Source organism: Moorena producens 3L (assembly GCF_000211815.1).
GTDB lineage: Bacteria > Cyanobacteriota > Cyanobacteriia > Cyanobacteriales > Coleofasciculaceae > Moorena > Moorena producens.
In genome coordinates this window covers 1-20,994 of sequence record NZ_GL890930.1, presented here as the reverse complement: position 1 = coordinate 20,994, position 20,994 = coordinate 1, and the positions used below count along the sequence as shown (strand labels likewise).

The 20,994-nt window shown below is 44.4% G+C and carries 21 protein-coding genes; 11 read left to right on the top strand and 10 right to left on the bottom strand.

Annotated elements, in window-relative coordinates:
- Positions 1-735 precede the first annotated feature (735 nt).
- From LYNGBM3L_RS16780 to LYNGBM3L_RS43755, 4 genes are all read right to left on the bottom strand, one after another.
- Positions 736-3,156, bottom strand: a complete 2,421-nt coding sequence (locus tag LYNGBM3L_RS16780) for a sucrose synthase (protein WP_008185619.1) — start codon at positions 3,154-3,156, stop codon at positions 736-738.
- 38 nt (positions 3,157-3,194) lie between these two features.
- Positions 3,195-3,350 carry a hypothetical protein gene (locus LYNGBM3L_RS43760; protein WP_154659831.1) on the bottom strand — a complete coding sequence of 52 codons (156 nt, stop codon included), beginning with the start codon at positions 3,348-3,350 and terminating at the stop codon, positions 3,195-3,197.
- 298 nt (positions 3,351-3,648) lie between these two features.
- Positions 3,649-5,895 (bottom strand): amylo-alpha-1,6-glucosidase, encoded by a 2,247-nt coding sequence (locus LYNGBM3L_RS16775; RefSeq protein WP_008185616.1) that lies wholly within the window; start codon positions 5,893-5,895, stop codon positions 3,649-3,651.
- Between the two features lie 142 nt (positions 5,896-6,037).
- Positions 6,038-6,178, bottom strand: coding sequence for a hypothetical protein (locus tag LYNGBM3L_RS43755; RefSeq protein ID WP_154659830.1), 141 nt, complete (start codon positions 6,176-6,178; stop codon positions 6,038-6,040).
- A gap of 197 nt (positions 6,179-6,375) precedes the next feature.
- Here LYNGBM3L_RS43755 and LYNGBM3L_RS43750 point away from each other — a divergent pair, with 197 nt between their 5' ends.
- Positions 6,376-6,531 (top strand): hypothetical protein, encoded by a 156-nt coding sequence (locus LYNGBM3L_RS43750; protein WP_154659829.1) that lies wholly within the window; start codon positions 6,376-6,378, stop codon positions 6,529-6,531.
- Positions 6,532-6,560: 29 nt separating this feature from the next.
- The gene (locus LYNGBM3L_RS16770) at positions 6,561-8,351 is read left to right on the top strand and encodes a M61 family metallopeptidase (protein ID WP_008185614.1); all 1,791 of its coding nucleotides are present in this window, start codon (positions 6,561-6,563) and stop codon (positions 8,349-8,351) included.
- A 205-nt stretch (positions 8,352-8,556) separates the two neighbouring features.
- On the opposite strand, the gene LYNGBM3L_RS16765 is transcribed toward LYNGBM3L_RS16770, so the two are convergent.
- A complete protein-coding gene (locus LYNGBM3L_RS16765; protein ID WP_008185612.1) occupies positions 8,557-8,793 on the bottom strand; it encodes a hypothetical protein in 237 nt (78 codons plus the stop codon).
- Positions 8,794-9,318: 525 nt separating this feature from the next.
- Between LYNGBM3L_RS16765 and LYNGBM3L_RS16755 the strand changes: the two genes are divergently transcribed.
- The 3 genes from LYNGBM3L_RS16755 (at position 9,319) to LYNGBM3L_RS16745 (ending at position 10,683) form a co-directional block, all read left to right on the top strand.
- The gene (locus LYNGBM3L_RS16755; protein WP_008185610.1) at positions 9,319-9,930 is read left to right on the top strand and encodes a Uma2 family endonuclease; all 612 of its coding nucleotides are present in this window, start codon (positions 9,319-9,321) and stop codon (positions 9,928-9,930) included.
- A gap of 159 nt (positions 9,931-10,089) precedes the next feature.
- Positions 10,090-10,392, top strand: a complete 303-nt coding sequence (locus LYNGBM3L_RS16750; protein ID WP_008185608.1) for a DUF433 domain-containing protein — start codon at positions 10,090-10,092, stop codon at positions 10,390-10,392.
- 78 nt (positions 10,393-10,470) lie between these two features.
- On the top strand, positions 10,471-10,683 hold the full coding sequence (locus LYNGBM3L_RS16745) for a RelB antitoxin-like protein (protein WP_008185606.1): 213 nt from the start codon (positions 10,471-10,473) through the stop codon (positions 10,681-10,683).
- A 49-nt stretch (positions 10,684-10,732) separates the two neighbouring features.
- Here LYNGBM3L_RS16745 and LYNGBM3L_RS16740 read toward each other — a convergent pair whose 3' ends face one another.
- The 4 genes from LYNGBM3L_RS16740 to LYNGBM3L_RS43740 all read right to left on the bottom strand — a co-directional run bounded on the left by LYNGBM3L_RS16740 (position 10,733) and on the right by LYNGBM3L_RS43740 (position 12,829).
- Positions 10,733-11,716 carry an ABC transporter ATP-binding protein gene (locus LYNGBM3L_RS16740; protein ID WP_008185604.1) on the bottom strand — a complete coding sequence of 328 codons (984 nt, stop codon included), beginning with the start codon at positions 11,714-11,716 and terminating at the stop codon, positions 10,733-10,735.
- An 18-nt stretch (positions 11,717-11,734) separates the two neighbouring features.
- On the bottom strand, positions 11,735-11,920 hold the full coding sequence (locus LYNGBM3L_RS45845) for a hypothetical protein (RefSeq protein WP_071986894.1): 186 nt from the start codon (positions 11,918-11,920) through the stop codon (positions 11,735-11,737).
- A 175-nt stretch (positions 11,921-12,095) separates the two neighbouring features.
- Positions 12,096-12,587 carry a GUN4 domain-containing protein gene (locus LYNGBM3L_RS16735; RefSeq protein WP_008185602.1) on the bottom strand — a complete coding sequence of 164 codons (492 nt, stop codon included), beginning with the start codon at positions 12,585-12,587 and terminating at the stop codon, positions 12,096-12,098.
- The gene (locus LYNGBM3L_RS43740; protein WP_154659828.1) at positions 12,584-12,829 is read right to left on the bottom strand and encodes a hypothetical protein; all 246 of its coding nucleotides are present in this window, start codon (positions 12,827-12,829) and stop codon (positions 12,584-12,586) included. Before LYNGBM3L_RS43740 ends, LYNGBM3L_RS16735 begins: the two co-directional genes overlap by 4 nt.
- 206 nt (positions 12,830-13,035) lie before the next feature.
- Here LYNGBM3L_RS43740 and LYNGBM3L_RS48750 point away from each other — a divergent pair, with 206 nt between their 5' ends.
- The 5 genes from LYNGBM3L_RS48750 to LYNGBM3L_RS16715 all read left to right on the top strand — a co-directional run bounded on the left by LYNGBM3L_RS48750 (position 13,036) and on the right by LYNGBM3L_RS16715 (position 19,391).
- On the top strand, positions 13,036-13,167 hold the full coding sequence (locus LYNGBM3L_RS48750; RefSeq protein ID WP_267872049.1) for a hypothetical protein: 132 nt from the start codon (positions 13,036-13,038) through the stop codon (positions 13,165-13,167).
- A gap of 369 nt (positions 13,168-13,536) precedes the next feature.
- Positions 13,537-14,286 carry a hypothetical protein gene (locus LYNGBM3L_RS16730; RefSeq protein ID WP_008185600.1) on the top strand — a complete coding sequence of 250 codons (750 nt, stop codon included), beginning with the start codon at positions 13,537-13,539 and terminating at the stop codon, positions 14,284-14,286.
- Between the two features lie 383 nt (positions 14,287-14,669).
- Positions 14,670-17,045, top strand: a complete 2,376-nt coding sequence (locus LYNGBM3L_RS16725; RefSeq protein ID WP_008185598.1) for a CapA family protein — start codon at positions 14,670-14,672, stop codon at positions 17,043-17,045.
- Positions 17,046-17,082: 37 nt separating this feature from the next.
- Positions 17,083-18,450, top strand: a complete 1,368-nt coding sequence (gene pgsB / locus LYNGBM3L_RS16720; protein ID WP_008185596.1) for a poly-gamma-glutamate synthase PgsB — start codon at positions 17,083-17,085, stop codon at positions 18,448-18,450.
- Positions 18,411-19,391: a poly-gamma-glutamate biosynthesis protein PgsC/CapC gene (locus LYNGBM3L_RS16715; protein ID WP_008185594.1), complete on the top strand. Its 981-nt coding sequence runs from the start codon at positions 18,411-18,413 to the stop codon at positions 19,389-19,391. Before pgsB ends, LYNGBM3L_RS16715 begins: the two co-directional genes overlap by 40 nt.
- Here the strand turns inward: LYNGBM3L_RS16715 and LYNGBM3L_RS45840 are convergent.
- Positions 19,374-19,517 carry a hypothetical protein gene (locus LYNGBM3L_RS45840; RefSeq protein ID WP_154659827.1) on the bottom strand — a complete coding sequence of 48 codons (144 nt, stop codon included), beginning with the start codon at positions 19,515-19,517 and terminating at the stop codon, positions 19,374-19,376. The genes LYNGBM3L_RS16715 and LYNGBM3L_RS45840 overlap by 18 nt on opposite strands.
- Before the next feature lie 168 nt (positions 19,518-19,685).
- Between LYNGBM3L_RS45840 and LYNGBM3L_RS16710 the strand changes: the two genes are divergently transcribed.
- Positions 19,686-20,606: a pentapeptide repeat-containing protein gene (locus tag LYNGBM3L_RS16710; protein WP_008185593.1), complete on the top strand. Its 921-nt coding sequence runs from the start codon at positions 19,686-19,688 to the stop codon at positions 20,604-20,606.
- The last annotated feature ends 388 nt before the right edge of the window (positions 20,607-20,994 follow it).

Sequence of the window (20,994 nt, the reverse complement as noted above, 5' to 3'; positions counted from 1 at the left end):
GCTGATGGGGGTGTGAACAGAAGATGGCACAACGCCACCCTTGAAACTCGGATCACTAACACCAGATTTTCCCCATACCCCATACCCGACAATCTAAACCCCTGCTGTCAAGGGAAGGCTACTAGCAATTAATTGAAATAGTTATTGGCTCAGGCAAATTGCCCATAATTAGTGAATTCACTAATAATTATGCGATTTCCGCATTAACTGACACATCAACAAATCTTTGGTTAGCTGTTGGTAGCCGACATCGGACGATGAGTTTAGGTCAGTTAACGATAGGAGGCTTAATAACTAGTAATTTCTATAACTAGTAATTTCTAGAATCAGCCTCCATGATTGCACGGGTTTTGTGCAACTGAGATCGGGAGTAAAGTTTGTCGGACTTAGTCCCGCTTCCGCGAAGGGCAATGTTGGTTGTAAAGGCTGGTTGGGCTAGCAGCAGATTTTTCCCTCACCTTAACTACTAGCGGCAGGGCTACGAACTGGCGGTCATTCGTAGCTGTCGTAACCATTACAACGAGCGGACTAATGTCCATCGTGGTGCATCTTAGCTAGTAAATTCCCGATTAACCGGAAATTACCAGGGAATTAACTAAGAGTGAGTTCTTATTAGCTTAAAATCAGTAGAATTTGAAGGCTTTTAAGCATTACTTTAGAAACAGTCAGCTCAACCATTCAGTTGTGATGCTTTCTGCTCCCCCTCCTCACTTTTTTATAGCCCATAATCTCTGATTAACGCGACCTATGCTTGGCTAGTAAGTTTGTCGCTCTGGGTTTGTAAATCAGATAGAACAAAGCTTCTAGGTAGCGCAGCAGAGCTTCTCGGCTTTCTTTAGAGGTTTCGCTCCAGAATCCGTAAATTTTTGCGAGTGAGAGCAGCTGTTTGGTATGCAACTGCCAATTGTATTTATCCCGAACTCGCTTGATACCTGCTTGAGAAATTTTCTGCCAGTAGTCAGGGGTGTGTTCGCACTTTGAAATAAATTGCTGAATTTTTTCGGCAGTATCTTGCAAGTCTGTGGGATTAATGAGAAACCCATTATCGCCGTTTTGAATAATCTCTGATGGTCCACCAAATTGAGTAGCAAATGTTGGTAAACCGGAGATCATGGCTTCTAAAACCGTTAGACCAAAGGCTTCAAAGCGAGCAGGATGGACTAAAAATCCCCCCAAATCAGCAATCACTCGGTAGGATTCACCGATATCAGGGGTGGTCAGACGTAGTCCGATCCATCGAATTTTGCCATGAAGATTGTATTGCTTAATTAGCTGGTTAAGCTTCTCGATTTCCCCTTTCTCTTCTGGATCAGTGGCGTCCTCAACCCTGACATGGCTAGTAATTAAAATTAGGTTGCACTTTTGCTGAAGTTCTTTTGAACTGGCAAAGCATTCCACTAAGCCACTCAGATTTTTGATTGAGGTTAGGGGCGCAATACTCAGAATCGGGCGCTGGTTAGGACTGTTGAGATAGCCGACAATTTCGGGGTCTTCCTTGCTCAACAGCAAGTCTTTAACCCGTTCACTGTCGTGGGCAATCCGGTCTGATGTCTGGGTGTAGGGAAAGAAAATGTTTTCGTTGACCCCTGGTGGTACCACATTAAATTTGGGGCTGAATAACTCAATCCCATTCACCACATGATACAGTTCGGGCATACTGAAACACTTGTAAGACTCGTAGTAGCCTACACTCTCTGGTGTTCCCACAAGCTCCTCATAGGTACTGGTCAGAATGAAATCCGCTGAATTCATCGCAATTAAATCAGCGGTGAATTGTATGGAGAAGTTGTATTGGGACTCAAAGTCTTTCCAGTAGAGGTCACTAAACAGATATTTAGGCTTTTCCATGGTGTGGGCAATACTGCCATGGATAGCGTTTAGGCGTCTCGCCAGCAGAAACGCAACTAAACTTCCATCGGAATAGTTTCCGATAATTAAGTCTGGACTACCCTGGAATTCTTCTAGCAGCGCTTTTTCTGAATCTAAGGCAAAGGATTCGAGATAGGGCCAGATCTCAAATTTGGAAATCCAGTTTTGAGTGACTTTTGGGTTAAATTCCTGGAAAGGAACCCGTAAAATCCAACCGTTGCTGGTGCCTTGGATTTTTTCTAGGCGTAGATTGCACTGGGTACCTTCACAGTTGGGAATTAGGCGAGTCAGAACGATCACCTTTGGTTCGACCCCCAGAACGTCAAGACCTGAGAGTTTAATATTGTTTTGGATTGTTTGTTCCAGGCTACGGGCTTGGTCGATGACGTATGCCACTTGACCAGCGGTGTCGGGAAGACCCAAGACTCCTTCTTGACCAACCCAGCCATGAACGGAAACCAGAACAACCCGAAAGATTAGGGGAATACGAGAAATAAAGGCTTCGAGGACTGCATGATCAGGAGCGTCCATTAACCGCTCAAGCAGTTCTAGGGTTTCGCGCACTCGACCAGCAGTGTTACCCCAACCTGCTTCAAAACCGAGAACTTGAAGCTCGAAGCGAAACTTTTCATAGGGGGTGTGAGCTGGTAGCTCTCCCACTAATGTTAGTGCTTCCTTAAGCTTTTCAAAGAGTTGAGTAGTTGAGTCAATCCGGTTATTGAGCAGTAATGGTGTGTGGTCGTAGTGGTGCGCTTGTAAGTTTTTCAACAGCTCCTCTAGCCACTGCTCAGAGTCAGCAAATAATTGGCTAGATAGGTAACGGTTAAGAAACTCCAGCCCATTGCCAATCTTTCTCGGGTCACGAATTGTAGGAGTATTTTTGTAAAACGGACCAACATCAATTTCTAGCAGACCCCCTTTTTCTGGGAAGTAGCGCTTAACCCAGCGATCGCGTAAGCTCAGTAACTCCTCCACTGGCATTGGTTCAAAACTGGTCAAATCCGCTGCTAGCCGATAGATTTCTTGAGAAGCAACCCTTGTCCGCAAGAGAAGCCAAAGGTTTTTCTCTTCCAGAATAATTTCGTGGGTATAGTTCAGTAGTTCGGCGATAGAGGAAGTTCTTTTAAAGTAAGCAGGCTTGTCATGAGTAGTGCAGTAATTATCAAACGCTTGCAGAATCTGATTCCTTAGAAAGTACCGCTCTTGTTCAGATCGCAGTTGACTGATAAACTGACGCAAATCGGCTTTCTCGTTACTTTGGAGAACAGCTCGTAACAAACTAGACATAGTAACTTAGCGTGTCTTGTCCATGGTGGGTCTGTAACCTACTCCCGCTCTAGCCCTTGGCTAGCAGGGAGTAGGATTGTCGTGGGAGATTGGCTCACTCCTTGGGATCTTCTGGCAGTGGGGCAATAGCTTACCCCACTATCTTGATTGGAATTAGGGCGGGGTGTGCCAAGCTTTAAGTAAGCAACCGCCATATTTACATGATTCCCCTAGATCGACAAGGCAGTTGGAAAATACATGGAAACAATTAAGCTTTTAATTTTGATTAAAATTTCAGCAGGATAAATAACCTACACTCAAACACCCTGAACAATAGGTTTCAACTCCCACGCACTAATGGTCAAGACAGCTTGCCGATCATCATAACTGGGCAAGTATAAAGGCAGTGCGTGGGAGATCAGCGCTTAGTGGTCAGGGTCAATTCTATGAAAGCCTTACCACTGTCACGCCGGACAAATTTATAGCCCTATGCTTTGTCCTTTCCCTTTGCCATTAACTGGAGCTTTGGATCACAACCGTGAGGTTACCGGAATTTTTGACCACTTTACAGGTGGTGGTTGTATCAGATCGTTCCAATTGCAAGTCTAGCACCGTTGAGCCAATCCGCAAGTTACGAACTAAGAGTTGATTGATAAAATTTGGTAAAGTTGGTCGGAAAATACGTAAATTTTTTCCTGGAGCATCCGGTCGCAAATTCACCATCATTTGCAGCAGTTGGAAAATGCTGCCAGTTGCCCAGGCTTGGAGAGGACAGGCTCCTGGATACTTTACCGGAGAGCTGTTGGAAGTGCGCTGGTAACCAGAGAATAGTTCTGGAGGACGATAGTAGGGTTGCTCAACTGTCATGTCAATCATGCCTTGGGCAATTTTTAAGGCTTGATCGACTTGATTTAGCGTACGCAATCCTACCGCAATCAAGGAATTTTCGTGGGGCCAGACTGATCCCACGTGATAGCTGATCGGGTTGTAAGCGGCGGATTGATTACTAAGGGTACGAATCCCCCAACCATTGAACATATCTGGTGCTAACAGTCGCTTTGCTACACTAGCTGCTTTTTCTGGGGTAAAAATGCCCAAAGACAAGCAATGACCAGGATTGGAGGTTATGCTATCTACGAGTTTTCCTTGTCCATCTAGTGCTAAGGCACAGAAGTCTAGGTCCTCTAGCCAAAAATCCTGGTTGAAGCGTTGCTTGAGTTCCTTGGCTTGGTTTTCCCAACGCTCGGCTAAATCAATTCGCTGCTTGATCCTGGCCAGATGGCTGAGTCTAGTTTTAGCACCATAGACATAAGCTTGGACTTCGCATAATGCGATCGCTCCCGTTGCTAGGGAACCATCACGAGTGACCATGGAATCACCGGAATCCTTCCACCCTTGATTACGCAAACCTTTTTTGGACTGGCGCTGATAACAGAGATAGCCGTTTTGCTGAGATTGACGATCAATCCAATCCATGGCCGCCAAAGCATGGGGCCAGAGCTGGTCTCGGGTAGTTGTGTCATTGGTCCAAGCATAGTAATCGGCATAGAGCATCAGCCAGAGTGGGGTAGCATCAACTGTACCGTAGTAGGGAGTGTGAGGAATTTCCCGACAGCGAGCCAATTCCCCAACCCGGAGTTCATGCAAAATCTTACCCGGTTGCTCATCCCGCAATGGGTTATCCTCTTGGCCTTGGTACTGGGCTAAAATTTCCAGAGTCCCTTTGGGGATGGTAGGGTCAAGAATTAAGGTTTGTGAGGCAGCAATTATGGAATCTCGGCCAAACAAGGTGGAAAACCGAGGTACTCCTGCGGAAAGAACTGTGCAGCCATTAATAGTCTGCCTTAGTAAAAAGATGTCTCGTATTGCCCGAGAAATCACTTGGTTAAGGGTTTCATTATCGCAGCTAATGTGAGTTACCCGTTTATACCATTCCTGGTTTTGGAGTAAGTTAGCGGTCTTAGCTTGTTCAAGGGTGGCTGGAATTTTAGCTGTAGTGATTCGCGCTTTGTGGGTGAGCAGTTCCAGTCGATAGCCTAAGGTTTCAGTAGCGCCAGGCTTGAGGCACAAGTCCCAAACCCCTGTGTTCCCTTTGTAGGTGTCTGGGAGACGGTGAGTAAAGTCGATCTGAGATTCAATCAGGGAGTTATCCAGTCCCTGGTAAGCTAGGTTGATGGTATCGGTGTTGAACTCACTTAGGGTTAACAGCGTCTCTAAATCGATATCAGGCGGTAGTAAATGCAGCAGAGTTCCCCGCTGCTGTCGCTGATGACCCCTGACTTCAAACCAGTCTTTAAAATCGGCATCAAAACTGAGGCTGACGCTGAAGCTAAGGGGTTGAGTGTCGTAATTGGTGATTACAATTTCTTCCCATAAGCCACCATGGAGGGCTAGCTGCCGCTGAATGCCTAGGGTTTTTGGGGGAAGATTAGGTGAACGGGGATTGCAACACATCACCGATAGGACAAATCCTTCCTCAGCACTGCTACTCAGGGGAATGGGCAGTTGCCCTTCAATTTGTAACTCTAAGCGAGAGAGAAAGCGGGTATCTTGACAAAATAACCCGGTTGTGCTATTATTTTCGTTTTCTAAGTTCCCCGAAATATTCCCTAGGGTATCTGTGATTAAAAACAGGTCATCTACTTTGAGAGGAAGGGTTGGTAGAGGTTGGTTTGTGGTGAGCCGAGGCCATTCGGTCATCGACAACTGCTCGGTAGGAAGGTATCGTCTACCATCTCGTTCGATAATCTGTAGATCCATAAAATCAGCGCTGGGGCTTTGGGTTTAACTAGTGGTGGGTCCTTGGGGGATGTCATAAGTCTCTCTCTACCGCTGTTGTAAGGGTCGGGAGACATGGACATTACCCTAGTTAATTATCAATTGTTTTGGACAGGTCGAAGACCTAAGATTTAGTAAAGGGAACAGGGAGTCGGGAGTCGGGAGCGGTGCGACCCGTGGCGAATTTAATTCGCCTACGGAAAGCGCACCGAGGGAGTCGGGAATCGGGAATCGGGAATCGGGAGTCGGGAGCAAAAATTCTCACAATTCCTAGACGGATTGCTAGACATCATAAGTATCTAAAACGGAATATTTTTAAACAAATAACGTTGTTATTGCTGTCTATCAGATTAGATATTATTTTAATAATATAAATTACCAATAATCAAATTTATTTAGTTATTTTAAAATCAAATTATTTAAATATTTTCGGTTTATTGAATTCCAGAAACCCAACGCTGATTGATAATAACACCAAAAAATCGGCGCTCTTCCCTACTCTTCCCGATTCCCGATTCCCGATTCCCGATTCCCGATTCCCGATTCCCGATTCCCTGTTTCCTCTATGTTTACATCTCAAATGAAAATGCTATCTGCTCAGAGGATTGCTACCCTTAGAGCTAAATGGTAATCCCTAAAGTTGAGTAATGACTGAAGCAACAACTATTTTTCGGAGCAGCGCAGCCACTAGTACCCTAGCTATTCACTACCATGTCGCTATGCCTCAGCCTCAATCCCATCTGTTTGAGGTAACGCTACAAGTGGAAGGCTGGGAAGCCCCTTTGTTAGATTTAAAGATGCCAGTTTGGACTCCAGGCTCTTACTTAGTGCGGGAGTATGCTCGACATTTACAAGATTTCTCTGCGGATAGGGGTAATCCTACCCAGTCTTTACCGTGGCGGAAACTGGCCAAGAATCATTGGCTAGTGGAAACTGGTGATGCCTCGGCTATCACTGTGCGTTATCGTATCTTTGCTAATGAATTAACGGTACGCACTAATCACTTAGATGCTAGCCACGGTTATTTTAATGGTGCTGCTCTGTTCTTCTTCATCCCAGGATTTGAACAACACCCTTGCCAGGTTACTATCGCGCCACCTAATCCCAATTGGCGGGTGACGACACCCTTACCAGCAGTGTCAGGCAAATTTAATACCTTCAACGCAAGGGATTTCGATACCTTAGTGGATAGTCCCTTTGAAATTGGTGATCATAAGCTCTATGACTTTGAGGTTTTGGGCAAACCCCATCAATTGGCCATCTGGGGAGAGGGGAATGCTGACCCACAACGGATTATTGAGGATACTAAGAAGATTATCCAGGTAGAAGCTGAGCTGTTTGGGGGTTTACCTTATGACCACTATTTGTTCTTGCTGTATCTAACTGGTAGTGGCTTTGGGGGACTGGAACATAAGGATAGTTGTTCGTTAATTTATTCGCGGTTTGGTTTTCGCGCAAAGGATAAGTACAATCGCTTCTTGCAACTGGTGGCTCATGAGTTCTTTCACTTGTGGAATGTTAAGCGGATCCGACCATTAGCCCTAGAAACCTTTGACTATGAAAAGGAAAACTATACGACATCGTTGTGGTTTTGTGAAGGAACAACCAGTTACTATGACTTATTAATTCCCCAACGAGCTGGTATCTATGATGCTAAGACCTTGTTAGAGAATTTGAGTAAAGAAATTACCCGCTTTTTAACTACACCAGGACGTAAGGTGCAGCCACTGGGTGAGTCGAGCTTTGATGCCTGGATTAAGCTTTATCGACGGGATGCGAATAGTGATAATAACCAAATTTCTTATTATTTGAAAGGGGAAATGGTGTCGTTATTGCTGGATTTGTTAATCCGGGAGCGCCATGGAAATCAGCGTTCTCTTGATGATGTGATCAGGAAGATGTGGGAGCAGTTTGGTAAACAGGAAATTGGCTTTACTCCCCAACAACTGCGAGAGGTTATAGAATCGGTAGCAGAGCTAGATTTAAGTAATTTCTTCTCGAAGACTATTGAGGGTACTGGGGAATTGCCCTTCAATCAGTATCTCAAACCCTTTGGCTTACAAGTGGTGGCTGTGGATGAAGAATCTGTGCCTTACTTGGGGGTGAAGGTGAGAACTGACAATGGTCAGGACTGGATCCAGTTTGTGGAGATGGATTCTCCTGCGGCAGTGGCAGGAGTGGATGCTGGTGATCAGTTACTGGCTATTGATGGGTTGCGAGTCAATGGGGATCAATTATGCGATCGCTTAAAAGATTACAAAGCTGGTGATACTATCCACCTCAGTGTATTCCATCAGGATCAATTGGTCACTCTACCGATTACATTACGCAAATCTCAACCCAGTCGTTACCAAGTGATGCCAGTGAAAAATCCTACCAATGGGCAGCAGCAGAATTTTTCTGGGTGGTTAGGGGCATCTTTGGCCAAGATGAGTTGAGGGGTAAGCATTAAGCCGTCAGCTATCAGCTATCAGCCGTCAGCTATCAGCATTTAGCTATCAGCTATCAGTTTATGCGCAATGGGCTTTTACCCAGACTTTCAATTCTCATTAATCTCGAACTATTAAATTCTCCCGTTCGCGTAGCGTGACCATAGGCCTGCATAGGTTTATTTTAAGCTGACGGCTGACCGCTGACCGCACCTCAAGTAGCGTGCGCGTAGCGCATATGCTTACGAATTTCCTGCATCAGCTGTTCAGGAGTAACGGGTTGACATTTTCCTTCGGCAAACTCTTGTTGAGCTTCTTTAACATCTCTAATTCTCTCGGCTCTTCGGCGATCGCGAAGACGATTTATTAAAATACTAATTAGATTTTCTTGATCGTCTAAGGGCAGTTCATCGGCTGCTTCTAATATTTCTGAAAAGGTAGTTTTTGTCATGATGCTTTGGATTTTACAGAAAATAAGTTTTCTTAATTATAGCAATTATCTCTACCATGAGGGACAAAGCGATCCCCCTAAATCCCCCTTAAAAAGGGGGACTTTGAGGTTGATAAGCGTACCTGATAAATCCAATCAACGCTATATATTTTGGATCCACAGCGATCCCCCTAAATCCCCCTTAAAAAGGGGGACTTTGAGGTTGATAAGCGTACCTGATAAATCCAATCAACGCTATATATTTTGGATCCACAGCGATCCCCCTAAATCCCCCTTAAAAAGGGGGACTTTGAGGTTGATAAGCGTACCTGATAAATCCAATCAACGCTATATATTTTGGATCCACAGCGATCCCCCTAAATCCCCCTTAAAAAGGGGGACTTTGAGGTTGATAAGCGTACCTGATAAATCCAATCAACGCTATATATTTTGGATCCACCACGATTTACCATTAGGATTTAAGAATTGATAATACCGGCTTACCACTACCAGCATGATTTGACACAGATAAGGAGTTCGATTGTAATGCTTCAAGCTTTACCAACATTTATAACTGTTGATCAGTTTATTACCCAGTATGGTGACAACGAACGCTATGAACTAATCGATGGGGAACTAATTGACATGGAACCTACGGGACCACATGAGGAAGTAGCAGGGTTTGTGGGACGGAAGTTAAATGTGGAGATTGACCGAGGATACCCAGATTATGTTATTCCCTACCGATGTCTGATCAAACTTTTAGCTACCCAAACAGCTTTTCGTCCTGATGTGATTGTATTAGATAGAACTCGGCTCGTAAATGAACCATTATGGCAAAAAGAGCCTGTGATTACGTTGGGAACCTCAATCAAGCTTGTTGTTGAAGTTGTTAGCACAAACTGGCAGAACGATTATGCTCGTAAGGTTGAAGATTATGCCATACTAGGTGTGCCTGAATACTGGATTGTCGATTATCTGGGCATTGGTGGTAGAGATTATATTGGTAAACCTAAACAACCAACCATTACAATTTGCACTTTACTAGATGATGAGTATCAAAAACAATTGTTCCGAAATGATGATGGTCTTGTTTCCAAAGTATTTCCGAATCTTAGTTTAACTGCTAACCAGATTTTGGCATCGAGTCGAATTTAGATATTATTGTTAGATATATAGCAATTATCGTAGTCATGATGGACAAATGGATCCCCCTAAATCCCCCTTAAAAAGGGGGAGTTTGAGGTTGAAAAGTGTACCTCATAACTGCGACAAATTATATATAATTGTAAAACCAGTGTATAAATAGGATACAACATGAGTAGTGTCATATCAAAGCATATTGAAATTACACCGGGGGTTTGTGGTGGCAAGCCTCGCATTGCCGGTCATCGTATTCGGGTTGAGGATATTGTCATTTGGCACGAAAGAATAGGATTGTCGCCGGATGAAATTGTTTCACAATACCCTACTATTACCCTAGCGGATGTCTATGCTGCTTTAGCCTATTATCATGACCATTTTGAGGAAATCAGGCAACAGATTCGTGAGGATGAAGAATTTGCCCGTGATATGCAAGAAAAAACACCGTCCTTGGTTCAGCAAAAGTTAAAGCAGTAAGATGCCCCAGACAATTATTATTTTATGGAATAGGGAATAGGGAACAGATAAGATCAAAAATATCTGTACATTATTACTATGAATATCTCTATATATAGCATTTTAAAATCAATTGAAGTGTGGCGACAGTTATTTCCAGAAGAAAACATTTCTTTAGATGAGTTATCAGAAAGATTAGAAGATTATTGTCTAAACCAAGCGATGGATGAGGCTAAGCTAACTCCTTTGTTAGACCGTGAAGCCGCACTAAAATACTTGGAGGAATCATACGGAAGGTTTATTTTAAGCTGACCGCTGACTGCTGACTGCTGTTCGCGCAGCGTGCGCGTAGCGCATATGCTTACCTCCCATTCAACTCTGGCTTCACCCAACAAGCCACTTCATGGTCAACACTTACTAATTCCAAGGTGGGATCGTTCTGCCAACATTTATCAATCACGAAAGGACAACGAGCAGCAAAGGGACAACCTTGGGGATAATTAGTTAAATCTGGTGGTAACCCTTCAATGGTCTGCAAACGCTCTTGGCGCTGTTCATCCAGACGGGGAATACTGTTGAGTAAACCAATCGTATAGGGATGGCGAGGATTTTTATAGATTTCCATCACCGATGCTTGTTCTACTACTTGACCGGCATACATCACTAAAATCCGATCCGCTAATCCCGCCAATAGCGCCAAATCATGGGTAATCCAAATCACGGCCATGCCAATTTCCTGGCGCAGTTTCTTGACTAATTCTACAATTTGGGCTTGGATGGTCACATCCAAAGCAGTGGTAGGTTCATCCGCAATCAGCAACTGGGGATTACAGGCTAATCCCATGGCAATCATGACTCGCTGGCGCATCCCTCCAGAAAATTGGTGGGGATAGTTACTAATCCGTTCCGCTGCACCAGGAATTCCCACTAATTCTAAGAGTTCAATTGCCCTAGATCGTCCTTGCTCTCGGGTCATTCCTTGGTGTAACCGTAGCGCTTCAGTAATTTGCCTTTCTACCTTTAGTACTGGGTTAAGGGAAGTCATGGGGTCTTGAAAAATCATAGCGATACGGTTACCCCGGATTTTCCGCATTTCCCCCTCACTAAGCTTTTGGAGGTCACGCCCTTCAAAAATGACCTCACCATTGGTAATCTTTCCAGGCGGAGAGGGGATTAGTCCCATAATCGACAGGGCGGTGATACTTTTACCAGAACCTGACTCACCAACTATCCCGAGGGTTTCCCCTTGATTGACCTGGAAGGAAATACCATTGACAGCATGGACAGTACCAGCTGGGGTGAAAAAGCGTGTTTCTAGATTACGAAGGTCTAGGATTGGTGACAAGGGAAAAAATTGAGTATTTTAGTATAGTTTATAGCAAAGGGAACAGGGAATAGGGAATAGGGAATAGGGAGTAGGGAGCAGGGAGCAGGGAGCAGTTAATAGGCAAGAGGCAAGAGGCAAGAGGCAAGAGGCAATAGGCAAGAGGCAATAGGCAAGAGGCAAGAGGCAATAGGCAAGAGGCAAGAGGCAAGAGGCAAGAGGCAAGAGGGAAAAAATAATGTGTACCTCAAAGTCCCCCTTTTTAAGGGGGATTTAGGGGGATCCCTTTGTACCTCATCGCTATGATAAACGCTATATAAATGCTAGAGGAAAAGCGCTATCGTAGATTTCATAGTTTTCTACTCCCTACTCCCTACTCCCTACTCCCTACTCCCTAATTCTATAACAAGCATTCATCACATCTATTTTTAATAGTTGCTGCCCAACCAATAGCGGATTCTTCGGCATAAAATATAGCAGCGGGCAAATGACCTTTAGGAGCGTCTAAACTAAAGGTTAAGTGAGAATAATAATGCCAAGAATCGGCATCACCATTGCGCCATCCTACTAGATCGGCGAATTTATTATAATCTTGACTAACTTGCTGCCACAATTGAGATTGTACTCTAAATCCAAAATGACCTTGACTATACTGCTCCCAAAGATGATTGAGTGTTACCAAATCGTCGCAGGGAAAGTCTATTAGGTCGGATTCTCTGAGATAATTTAACCCTTGAAGCCATTCTTGCTCTTTTTTAGTAACGTCCTGCTGTTGTCTAATGGTTTTAGCTATGGATAATACAATTTTTTTGGTTTCCGCATCAGCAGCTTTCCACTGCACTTCCATCAATAAGGTCTTAAGGTGAGTGTAGTCTATTTTTAGATTAGTCATAAGTTTAGGGAGTAGGGAGTAGGGAATCGGGAATCGGGAGTCGGGAGTCGGGAGTCGGGAGTCGGGAGTCGGGAGTCGGGAGTCGGGAGTCGGGAGTCGGGAGTCGGGAATAGGGAACAGGGAATAGGGAACAGGGAATAGGGAACAGGAAAAAATCGTGAGGTGCGACCCGTGGAGAATTTAATTCTTAATGGTAAGAGCGCACCTATGTACTTTATAGTTATTAAAAACGCTGTAATCATTGTAATTATTACGATTGTAATTTTCAAGATTTTAATTGTATTTTTTTTATTTAATGTGCGATTAAAAATCAGCTAATCCATCAGGACTGTATAACTTAAAATATCGTTTTGTGTTAGAGTTAATTATATTAATATCTAGCAATTTTAATACCCATTAATTACACAGAATTTTTTACCGATTCCCGATTCCCGATGCCCGATTCCCGATGCCCGATTCCCGATGCCCGATGCCCGATGCCCGATTCCCGATGCCCGATGCCCGATTCCCGATTCCCTACTCCCTGCTCCCTGCTCCCTTTGCTCAACATTTACATAATTCAGAGTTTAATGAATTTTAATTAAATGTTCTAAATGTTGCTGGATTTACAGATAAAATACCCTTGGCCATAAAAATCAGCCATCACGTTGAAATCGATACTTACAGTTGTAAGCCTTCAGCTATCAGCTAATGCCCAAGCTACTTCAGGTGCTTATGCGCTATTGGCACGCTACTTGAGGAGTAGCAAACTGTTAATAAGAAAAGAGGTAAGCCTTCGGTTAATCGTAAGCATTCAGCCGTCAGCCGTCAGCCGTTGGCTACGGTAATGTTCGCGCAGCGTGCGTGTAGCCCATAGGCTAATAGCTGAATGCTGAATGCTGATTGCTGTTCGCGTAGCGTGCGCGTAGGGCATATGCTTACTTGAAAACTTTACTGAGGAAAAATAATCATGACTAGTAAATTAGCGATCGCATTGATCGCAATGAGTGTGTTCGATCTTTCGGCAAAAGGGGTTAGTGCTGCGTCGATTACCCCGATCAACCTTGACGACCTGACCCTGGGAGCAACCATCACAGGACCAGTGGGTCCGACAGTAGATGCATCCCTGATCAATGGTGACGGCAACAGCCTGGGGGACTTGACCAGTAGCGTTTCTTGTCCTGTTGGTTTTCTGAGTTGTGTGCCGCCCCTAAATCCACCGGGAACCATCTACACTTATATACACAAAGTTACCCCTGGTGTAGACTTTCCTAACGATCCCCCCTTCCCTCAACCGGATGGTTTACTTGGGTTTGATGATGTCAATCAGTTCGGGTTGCAGTTCAAAGCTGAAGGCTTTACAGGCGTTGCGGGCTATAGCTTTGGGGAAGCTAAGCAGGCACTCGGACCGAGTGGGGAGTTTTCAATCAAGTTTGATCAAGATGGCACTCTCGTCTGGAGCGTTGTGGGTGGAGCAGATTGGAGTACTAATGCTGACACTCCAGAAACGATCTCTTTCTTTTGGCAAACCACACAACCCCCCATCGGTCCATTTGGGACGTTCACGGCTAAGAATGATAGCCAATCCGGGACAGGTAATGGTCCACTGCCTCTAGCAGTGCCAGTGCCTGAACCGATTTCGTCTCAGGGTCTACTGGCTCTGGGCTTTCTGGGCTTAGGATTAGTGGTTAAGAGAAGGATCGGTTCTAGTCTGTTTTAAGGGAATTAGTAGGGAATAGGGAGTCTTGATGCAGTAGGTATATCAACACTGCATCAAGACATTGTATCTACCTGATCAGTAACAGAAACGTTATATATTTATTTTTGTATTAAGTCACGAATCATGATATAATACCGCGCCCTTAAACTGTGATCACGGAATTGTTTTAGGGACTTGCGTGTAAATAAAATAGCGATTAAAGTAGGTAGAGAAAAGTAATATAATTTACAATTATAAAAAAAATAAAACTGTTTTTGCCCACCCTACCAGCTACAAGCTTAAACTATGATAAAGGCATTGTTTTAGATTCTATTTGAGGTTTTTTTAGTCATGATTCTTCTTTTGATTGCTGTAATTATAAATACTACATTTTGAAGTGGTAAATGTGGATTGTAGCACTAAGGGAGATGCTGGCGAATCTGATGCAATGGCCTAGGAAGTGGCCTAGAAAATTCACTATCCGTGCAGTAGGTGGAGGAGTTTGTTGTTTTGTAATAGTCCTGTGCTTCACTTTATGGCCTTACCCTGGATCAGCCCAAGCCTGGTCTCTCCGGGAATGGTTAAATACCTTAGTCGTTCAAGAAATTAATCTAGGCCGTCAGTATCACCATACCCCCCTCCAGGTGCAGGGAACAATCCTGGGAACGGGGGGTATGCCTCTGGGTAATATTCCGGTTCGCCTAGGGCAAGCAGAAACAATTACTAATCCATCAGGGCAGTATCGCTTTATGTTGATGCCCCGTCATAATGCCCTGTTGGAAATTGATGCTCCTGACTATTACCAGGAAGTGATTCCTCTAGTTCTGGCCTTACCCCTGACAGTTTCGGAAGTGGAAGTAGAGCCGATTGCCCTGGTAAAACGGACAGATTCGGAGGCCAGGCTTCTGTTCGGGGGAGACGTAGCAATGGGTAGGCGGTTTCTCGACCCAGAACAGAATACCCCCCGCAATCGGATTCCTAAAAATAACCCTGATGCGCTGATTCAAGCATCCCATCCGAGACGGGGCAGTGCCAAGGTGTTAGAAGGTTTACAGCCTCTGTTCCAAGCTAAGGTCAGTGATTTTCGTAGTGTCAATCTGGAAACCCCTGTCCTGGATGACCCGACGACCCCCCACTGGGCGAAACCCTATAGTTTTTTTACCCTTCCTGAATCAGTCCGCCAGCTGCGCAAACTAGGGGTTGATTATGTCGCTCTAGGGAATAATCACCTCTGGGACTACTTAGCTTCTGGTTTGACTACCACTCTGGAGCAGTTACAAACTATTGGCCTGGCCTACAGTGGCGCTGGACTTACCCCACATGCAGCCCAGGAACCCGATCACCGACAATTGGGCAATACCAATTACAGCCTATTTTCCTTTACCTCCATTGCAGGCGATCGCTATCGAGAACCCCTACAGTTTGTGGCTAGCGACCATCAGGGGGGTGCAGCAGACTTGCGGGACATAGCAACAGTAAAATCCCTAATTGCCCAGGAACGAGAGCAAGGGCGTTTCCCGATTGTCCAAGTCCACACTGGTACTGAATACACCTATGCCCCCACTTCTTATGGGAGGGGTCTGATAGACCAAGTGGCGAGTGCTGGAGCAGGGCTAGTGGTGGGACACCATCCCCATGTGGCTCAAGGCTTAGGGTTTCGTCAGGGTGTGCCTTTATTTTATAGCCTTGGTAACTTGGTGTTTGATTCCGATCGCCTGGAGACCTTACTGGAATTGGTAGCCTTGGTGGATATCGAGGATGAAGAGGTGAGGAGGCTCCAGGTTATTCCGATTTATTTGGAAGACTATCGTCCTCAACTGATAGGGGGAGACCTAGCCAATCGGTTTATCCGGAGGATTGGGGAGTTTTCTGAGGATGGAGTGCTGGTTTATCCCTATCTAAATCGGGGCTGGGTTTCTCTGGAAGGGGCTGATGGGTCTGATGTCAGCATTCAAGACTACAGTATTCAAGACTACAGTATAGATGTTCCGGTCATGATCAATCAAGATGGCTGGGGAGTAGTGGATTTGCGGGGGCTGGCTCCGAGTGAAGCCTCTCTATATCAGGTGCAAGTCAGCGCTGGTGACGTCTCTCAACTCCGTTTAGGGCGGGATTTAATGGGGTTTGGTGAGGCAGAAGATTGGGACATGGACTCCAATGAACAAGACCTCAACCGCTGGGGGGTATCTACGACAGGGAAGACATCCTTTCCCTGTTATCAAGGAGCCTATCGAGGTATCACCGGGATTTGTCTAGAGCGATCGCATCGCAATCGTGAGGTGGCTGTGGTTCCTTTTCGTCATCGGATACGGGTATTTGGAGATGCCCTTGATCGCCCTCAGAAAGACCTGACGATGGTGGGATATGTACGGGGGGAAAATGCCGGTCCGATAGAGCTGAAAGTCCGCTATCGTGCCAGTGAAGGGGAGCAAGGGTTTGGGGATAGGACTGTATTTACTCACCCTGGTCATACTTTTGACTGGGAACGGATTGTGGTAGACTTAGCAATGCCTGAGGATAAGCCAAAGGAGCAGGTGGCCAATCCTAAAAGAGATAATCCTCGTGCTGTGATGCTCTGGTTGCGTCACTATCCTCCCCAAGAAGGAAAGGGGCTAGCAATGTTCGATGACTTTGCCTGTGTCAGTTGGGAAAAGCCCCATTATCTGAACAATCCGATTCAGCTTTCGGTGCCTCATGCCCTTGACTTTTTACGGTTGACTGGGACCTCTGGTCTAGTGAAACTGCACCTAACCTTTCGAGCTTTTCAGCCTCAGTCTTAAATATTGGTAGTGAATCATTGGGAGGCTTAAGTTTGAGATGTTCAAGGAGGCTTTGCCTTTTTTACTGACTCTAGCCAGCTTGGTAGTCTACATTTTATATTTACTTGTTTCCTATTGGCAATTTCGTCAAAAACGGGATCAAATTCTGTATCGGGTTCATGTTAATGGCATTCGAGGTAAGTCCACGGTGACCCGCTATGTGGCAGCAGTTGTTAGGGCAGCAGGGTATAAAACGTTTGGCAAGATTACTGGTAGCACTACCCATATTCTCCATCCCAATGGTAAAGAGTCTATTTGGCCGCGAAAAGGCTATGCCAATGTTAACGAGCAAGTGGCAGTGATGCGCTATTTTTTTCGCCAGCAGGTAGAAGCGGTGGTGATGGAATGTATGGCGATTAACCCAGTCTATGCGGAATGGCTGGAAAAAAAAGTGATGCGCTCTCACGTTAGCATCATTACTAATGTTCGCTACGACCATCCAGAATATTTAGGGGAAACTCTGGAAGAAATTGCCCATTCCCTAGCAGTGACTATTCCTGAAAATGGTATTGTGATCACGGCTGAATCAAATCCTGTATTACTGGATATTCTCAACAGGGAAGCTAAACAAAGGGGCGCTAAATTGATTGCAGCTAATGCTAGTGACGTGATGGCTGAAGACCTGAAAGGATTTAGTGCTGTGGCTATAGAAGATAATGTTGCGATCGCACTAGAAGTAGGAAAGCTATTGGGAGTTCCTCGTAAACGGGCGGTTCAGGCTATGTGGCAGACTCTCAATGATGAGAGTGCTCTGAAACTGGAATCCTTTAATTGGCGAGATACTGGCATCGTTTGGGCTAACTTGTTTGCGGTCAATGACAGGGAAAGCTTTAATTTACTTTGCGATCGCATTTTTAACCAATATCCTGACCACGCCAAAGTGGTTTTACTCAACAACCGTTCCGATCGACTACCACGAGTAGCGTTATTCGCCAATCTTGCTAAGAGCTTGAGCTTTGATCGAGTGGTTACTATCGGAAGCTGCGAAGCAGAAGTACAAAAGTTATTCGCCAGTGAACCAGAACGTTTAGTGTTACTGGGTGACTCTACTCCGTTTAAAGATGCTCCTGGGACGACCTTACTAACCCAAATTACTGAAATCATAACGGAGCAAAAGATTCTGTTGGTGGGAGCTGTCAATATCCATACTCCTCAAGCCCAAGAACTCTTAAGTTTATTCCAAACCTTAGTCCAGGCTGCAAAATTGGAAGCAGTACCAAAACCGAAACAGAAAAAGAACAAACAGCAAAGGAACCAACAGAAACGACTCAAACAGAAACGACTCAAACAGAAACGATTCAAACAGAAAAGAACCAAACAAAAAGTATGTTCGAAACCATCAATACGTCAGAAATCACTCGTTTAGCCTTGCTGATTGGGGCTTATTCAGCCCTTCATTACAAAAAAACTGAAGGGGTAATCCCAGGGGGAATTATTGTTCCAGGGCTTTTAGTGGTAAGCCTAATCTTGTCGCCGATGTGGGGGATTAGCTTAATTGGATTGGCGTTTGTTTTATATGCTTTTTATCAATGCTACTTTAAACAATCGTCCAAACCTCGAACACCAATGTATATTTTGGCAATGATATCCCTATTTTCAGTTTATCCGATTGCCATCCTATACGACAGCTTAGGCTGGATGGAATTATCCCAGGATAGTCTGACCGGTAGTTTGCTCCCCGCTATCATTGCCTTTAGTTGGCTTAAACAGAAGCGGTTGAAGGTTCTACAAGGTATTGGTATCACTACCCTATTTACAGGGGGAATAGTGGCGACAATTTATTGGCTGGGTTGGTCTTGGCTCGATCTCGATTTTAATATTGTTCATCCTGCCTATGCCGATCAACTGGATATTGAGTTCAATTATCCGATGTTTCAATTTGGGATAGTACTGCTCTTAGGTTACTGGATTTACCAAAAGTCATCAGTACGATCCGGTGGTTATATTGTGCTTTCCGCTGCTGCTGCTTTGTTAATGGAACCCCTTAGTGCGGTGGCTTTTTTGCTGGGATGCCTGTTAGTTGGTACGTTAAGTTGGTTTATTTCTCGCTATAGCCTGATCATAGGACTTAATCGTTATAGTTTAGTGTTATTTATGAGTGTAGTCTATGTTTGGGGTGTGGAATTATTAGTACTGCTAGTTAATCCGACATTAGTTCCCTTCCGGGGCTTAAATTTATTAGTTGTAATTGCTATGATATCCTTGGTGAATGATGCCCTACTGTATTGGAAACAAGGAGGGGTAAAGTATATGACGCTTATTGGTTTGGTGGCAATTGTTATTCATGTATTAGCAAATAATATATAGGAAAGGGAGTAGGGAGTAGGGAGTAGGGAGTAGGGAGTAGGGAGTAGGGAGTAGGGAGTAGGGAGTAGGGAGTGTGGGGAGTGTGGGAAGTGTGGGAAGTTTATTATAATTTTTTGCTAATTTCAAAAGTGCTGCATTGCTTTATCATAATACTAAAAAATTATCGGATATCTTGACACTATTCCCGATTCCTTATTCACTGCTCACTGCTCCCTGCTCCCTGCTCCCTGCTCCCTTTTACCATCAATCCTATGTTCACAACTCAAAATATTTTCTATAAAAAGGATAACTAAAATGAAGCAGTTACTGTTACTGTTAGCTTTGGCAGGATTTCTGAGTTTAGGGAGTGCGATCGCTAAATTAAATTACCCTCAACCTCCGGATCTACAGTATCTGCTAGAGAGGGGTGAGTGTTCAGCTTGTGTATTAGAGGGGGTACATCTACAGGGGCTCAATTTTCATTTTGCTGAGCTAGAAGGAGCAAATTTGCAACATATTCATGGCAAAGGCACTAACTTTGAGGGAGCAAATTGTGAGAAAAGTCAATGGCAAAATTCTAAGCTTCAGTATGCTGATTTTAGGAATGCTAATCTGAGCAATGCTAGCCTACAATATGCTGATTTAATGGTAGCAAATTTCAAGGGAGCAAACCTGATTGAGGCTGATCTAGATTACGCTAATCTCCAAGGTGGTAAGTTTCAAGCTGCCCAAATCAGTAATGGACATTTACAGAGTGCTAATTTGGCCTATGCTCATTTAGAAGGAGCTAATCTAGCTAATGCTGATTTAAGCAACAGTCGGTTGGAAGGAGCAATACTGAAGGGGGCTAATTTGCAGGGAGCAAGTTTAGCAGGGGCTAATTTGAATAAAGCTAATTTACAGGGGGCTAATTTAAAAGGGGCTAATCTAAATTTTACTAACTTCACAAACGCTAACCTATCTGATACTTATCTTGGGGGAGCAATGCTAGACCAAACCAACCTTGAAAATGCTGTGCTGGAAAGAGCTTGTTTCGGTCCTGTGGAATGTACTCTCAAAACCCATTCAATGACATCGTTTTCAACAGCGGCTACTTTCAAAGAGGTTAACTTCAAGGGAACGAACGTAAAAGGAACAAGTTTTAAGGGAATTGATGGGGAAACTATTCCCTGGGAAACTATGGAACTGTGCAATACAATTTTACCTGATGGAGTGGTAAGCGATCGCGATTGTTAGAATTAAGAATTTAGAATTTAGAATTTAGAATTGGGAGTAGGGAGTAGGGAGTAGGGAGTAGGGAGCAGGTAAGAGGTAAAAGGCAATAGGCAAGAGGCAAGAGGCAATAGGTAATAGGCAATAGGTAATAGGTAATAGGTAATAGGTAATAGGTAAAAAATCCTATGTACCTCTTAGTTATGGAAAACGCTGTATTAGCTTATTAGCTCATTATATAGCAATTCTCTATGCCATCAGGTACAAAGGGATCCCCCTAAATCCCCCGAGCGAGCAATCCCTCGCTCGGGGGACTTTGAGGTTGATAAACGTACCTCATAAATCCTATAAACCCTATAACTAATAATTTTATCATCCTTTGATGATGTTGTGATCCCAAATTACTAAACCA

Coding starts and splice junctions, on each gene's coding strand:
- LYNGBM3L_RS48750 (WP_267872049.1), top strand. CDS start 13,036: ATGCCCGATTCCCGATGCCCGATGCCCGATGCCCGATTCCCGATGCCC.
- LYNGBM3L_RS16765 (WP_008185612.1), bottom strand. CDS start 8,793: ATGACAAAAACTACCTTTTCAGAAATATTAGAAGCAGCCGATGAACTG.
- LYNGBM3L_RS16710 (WP_008185593.1), top strand. CDS start 19,686: ATGAAGCAGTTACTGTTACTGTTAGCTTTGGCAGGATTTCTGAGTTTA.
- pgsB (WP_008185596.1), top strand. CDS start 17,083: ATGTTCAAGGAGGCTTTGCCTTTTTTACTGACTCTAGCCAGCTTGGTA.
- LYNGBM3L_RS16770 (WP_008185614.1), top strand. CDS start 6,561: ATGACTGAAGCAACAACTATTTTTCGGAGCAGCGCAGCCACTAGTACC.
- LYNGBM3L_RS16725 (WP_008185598.1), top strand. CDS start 14,670: ATGTGGATTGTAGCACTAAGGGAGATGCTGGCGAATCTGATGCAATGG.
- LYNGBM3L_RS43760 (WP_154659831.1), bottom strand. CDS start 3,350: ATGGCGGTTGCTTACTTAAAGCTTGGCACACCCCGCCCTAATTCCAAT.
- LYNGBM3L_RS16780 (WP_008185619.1), bottom strand. CDS start 3,156: ATGTCTAGTTTGTTACGAGCTGTTCTCCAAAGTAACGAGAAAGCCGAT.
- LYNGBM3L_RS16750 (WP_008185608.1), top strand. CDS start 10,090: ATGAGTAGTGTCATATCAAAGCATATTGAAATTACACCGGGGGTTTGT.
- LYNGBM3L_RS16730 (WP_008185600.1), top strand. CDS start 13,537: ATGACTAGTAAATTAGCGATCGCATTGATCGCAATGAGTGTGTTCGAT.
- LYNGBM3L_RS16735 (WP_008185602.1), bottom strand. CDS start 12,587: ATGACTAATCTAAAAATAGACTACACTCACCTTAAGACCTTATTGATG.
- LYNGBM3L_RS16745 (WP_008185606.1), top strand. CDS start 10,471: ATGAATATCTCTATATATAGCATTTTAAAATCAATTGAAGTGTGGCGA.
- LYNGBM3L_RS16775 (WP_008185616.1), bottom strand. CDS start 5,895: ATGGATCTACAGATTATCGAACGAGATGGTAGACGATACCTTCCTACC.
- LYNGBM3L_RS16715 (WP_008185594.1), top strand. CDS start 18,411: ATGTTCGAAACCATCAATACGTCAGAAATCACTCGTTTAGCCTTGCTG.
- LYNGBM3L_RS16755 (WP_008185610.1), top strand. CDS start 9,319: ATGCTTCAAGCTTTACCAACATTTATAACTGTTGATCAGTTTATTACC.
- LYNGBM3L_RS43740 (WP_154659828.1), bottom strand. CDS start 12,829: ATGATTACAGCGTTTTTAATAACTATAAAGTACATAGGTGCGCTCTTA.